The sequence below is a fragment of the Pseudodonghicola flavimaris genome (assembly GCF_030164425.1).
GTDB classification, from domain to species: domain Bacteria; phylum Pseudomonadota; class Alphaproteobacteria; order Rhodobacterales; family Rhodobacteraceae; genus Pseudodonghicola; species Pseudodonghicola flavimaris.
The window spans coordinates 1-3036 of sequence record NZ_JASNJD010000047.1 but is presented as its reverse complement, the minus strand read 5'-3'; the positions used below and the strand labels follow the sequence as shown (position 1 = coordinate 3036).

General features: G+C 62.0%; 1 protein-coding gene. It reads left to right on the top strand.

Annotated elements, in window-relative coordinates:
• Window positions 1-3036: M10 family metallopeptidase C-terminal domain-containing protein (locus QO033_RS25090; RefSeq protein ID WP_284483425.1), on the top strand; the 3036-nt coding region annotated here is incomplete at both ends.

Here is a 3036-nt window from a genome sequence, read left to right as displayed (position 1 = left end):
TGGGCGGCGGCGGCGAGATCTACGACGCCTATATCAACATCGCCAAGAACTGGTCGGGCACCGGCAACATCGGCGACTATTACTTCCATACCGCGCTGCATGAGATCGGCCATACGCTGGGCCTGGGTCACCAGGGGCTCTACAATGCCGGCTCGGGCACGCCCACCTACAACGATTCCAACTGGGAAAACGACACGATCCAGTTCACCATGATGTCCTACTGGGCGCAGGCGAATTACACCCCGCCGGGGCAATCGACGCCCAGCGGCTCCTATCTGGGCCAGGTGAACGTGATCGGGCCGCAGTCGGTGGACTGGCTGGCGCTCGACCGGATCTACAATCCGATGGGCTACGGCATCGACGACGGGACCACCACCGGCAACACCACCTGGGGCTTCAATTCCACCTGGGTCGACTGGACGCCGACGTCCACGGGGCCGGGGTTCGGCTATGCCAACACGGCCTATGCCTCGCTCGATACCCTGCTGGCGACCAACACGCTGGCGATTGTCGACGGCGGCGGCATCGATACGCTGGATCTGTCGGGCTATTCGAACAACAGCAAGATCGATCTGCGGGTGACGAGCTCGGCCAACATCGCGCCGTCGTTCTCTGATGTCGCGGGGCTGATCGGGAACCTGTCGATCGCGCCGGGGACGGTCATTGAAAATGCGGTCGGCGGCGCCGGCAACGAAGTCATCTACGGCAACAACTCGGCCAACACGCTCGACGGCGGCGGCGGCAATGACTCGATCTACGGTTACGACGGCAACGATACGCTGATCGGCGGCACCGGCAACGATTACCTCTCCGGCGGCAACGACAACGATACGCTGCATGGCGGAGCCGGGATCGATACCATGTATGGCAGCGCGGGCGACGACACCTTCCTCTATGAGAACGGTGAGGACTCGGTCGCGGGCGAATACGCCAGCGGCGGCACCGGCTCTGACCGGATCCTGGCGTCCGGGTCGGGCGTCTTCGACCTGCGGACGCTGAATGTCTACCTGGTCGAGGAGATCGAGTTCGCGGCGACCGGCACCAATGTTGTCAACTTCGTCTATCTGGGCAGCGACGAGCTGGGGGGCAGCGATTTCTCCTCCAGCCTGCTGATCGACGGCAATGGCAGCACCGGCTCCGACAACACCCTGCGTCTCTGGGTGCAGAATGGCGTGAACAATATCGATGCCTCGGGCTTCATCTTCCAGGACTGGAACAGCGTGTCGACCGATATCGTTTCGCTGCATGGTGATGCGAACGCCAATATCCTGACCGGGACGTCGCAAGACGACATCATTTACGGGTTTGATGGCAACGACACGCTGCGTGGCGGGACCGGTGTCAACCAGCTCTACGGTGGCAACGACAATGACACCTTCGTCTATCTGGACGGGTTCGACCCGCTCGCCGGCGAAATCATTTCCGGCGGTGCCGGTCACGACCGCCTTCTGGTGGGCAACGCCGGGGTCTTCGACCTGAGAAATGCCTCTGTCAGCTTGATCGAGGAACTGGAGTTCCGCGCGGACGGGGCCAATGTGGACAACTTCGTCTATATCGGCAGCGATCAGATCGGTTCCGGTTTCTCCTCGACGATGCTGATCGACGGTAACGCCAATACCAGCTCCAACAACACGCTGCGCATGTATGTGCAGAACGGTGTGAGCAGCATCGATGCCTCCGGTTTCACCTTCCAGGATTGGGACAGCTACACCGGCGATGCCGACTATATCTCGCTGCATGGGGACGCCAACGCCAACACGTTGATCGGGACCTCGAAAGACGACATCATCTACGGGAACGACGGCAACGATACGCTGCGTGGCGGGGCCGGAGCCGATGCGATGTACGGGGGCAACGGCAACGATACCTTCCTCTATGTCGACGGTGAGGACAGTGTCACGGGCGAGGTCTTGGCGGGGTCGACCGGCAGCGACCGCATCCTGCTTCAGGGCGCCGGCTACTTTGACCTGCGGACGGCTTCGATCACCGCGGTCGAAGAGGTCGAGTTCAGCGCTGTCGGCGGCGGCGGAATCGTCAACTACGCCTTCTTCGGCAGCGATCAGCTGGGGACGGGGCTCTCCTCCACCCTGCTGGTCGACGGCAACTCCAACGCCGGGTCCTTCAATTCGCTGCATTTCTTCGTGCAGAACGGCGTGGCCAATATCGACTTGTCGGGTTTCACCTTCCAGGACTGGAACGCTGTGGCGTCGGACAGTGACACGGTCATCCTGCATGGGGACACCGGCAGCAACACGCTGACCGGGTCGTCGCAGATCGATGTGATCTACGGCAACGATGGCGGGGATGTGCTGCTGGGCGGTGCCGGTGATGACAGCCTCTATGGCGGGGACGGCAACGACAATCTCACTGGCGGGGCCGGAGCCGACGTGCAGAGCGGCGGTGCGGGGAACGACAATTTCTTCTTCTATGACGGCGAGGACGAAGGCCCCGGATCGATCATCGACGGCGGCACTGAATACGACCGTGTCGTGATGAGCGGGGCGGGCGTGTTCAACCTGAGCACGGTTGCCTTCACCTCGATCGAAGAGCTTGAGTTCTACGCGGACGGGATCAACGTCGACAATGAACTCCAGCTGGGCAGCGCAGCGGTTGCCAGCGCCTTTGGAACCGTTCTGATCGACGGCAATGCCAATAGCGGCTCGGATAACATCATCCGGATCATCATGACCGGCGGTGTAACCGATGTCGACCTGAGCGGCTGGACCTTCCAGGACTGGCAGACCCCGGGGCTCGACAATGATCAGCTCATCGTCCTTGGTGACGGTGCCGATAACAAGCTGATCGGGTCGAGCCGGATCGACAGCCTGTTCGGGGGCACCGGCAACGACCTGCTCGACGGTGGGCTCGGCGACGATATCCTGACCGGCGAAGGTGGCGACGACGATTATGTGGTTGACAGTCTTGGCGACAGTGTCGTCGAAGCCGTGGGCGAGGGCATCGACACGATCTGGACCGCGCTGGCCAGCTTCTCGCTGGGCACGATCGCCAATGTGGAGAACCTGACTGGGACCTCCG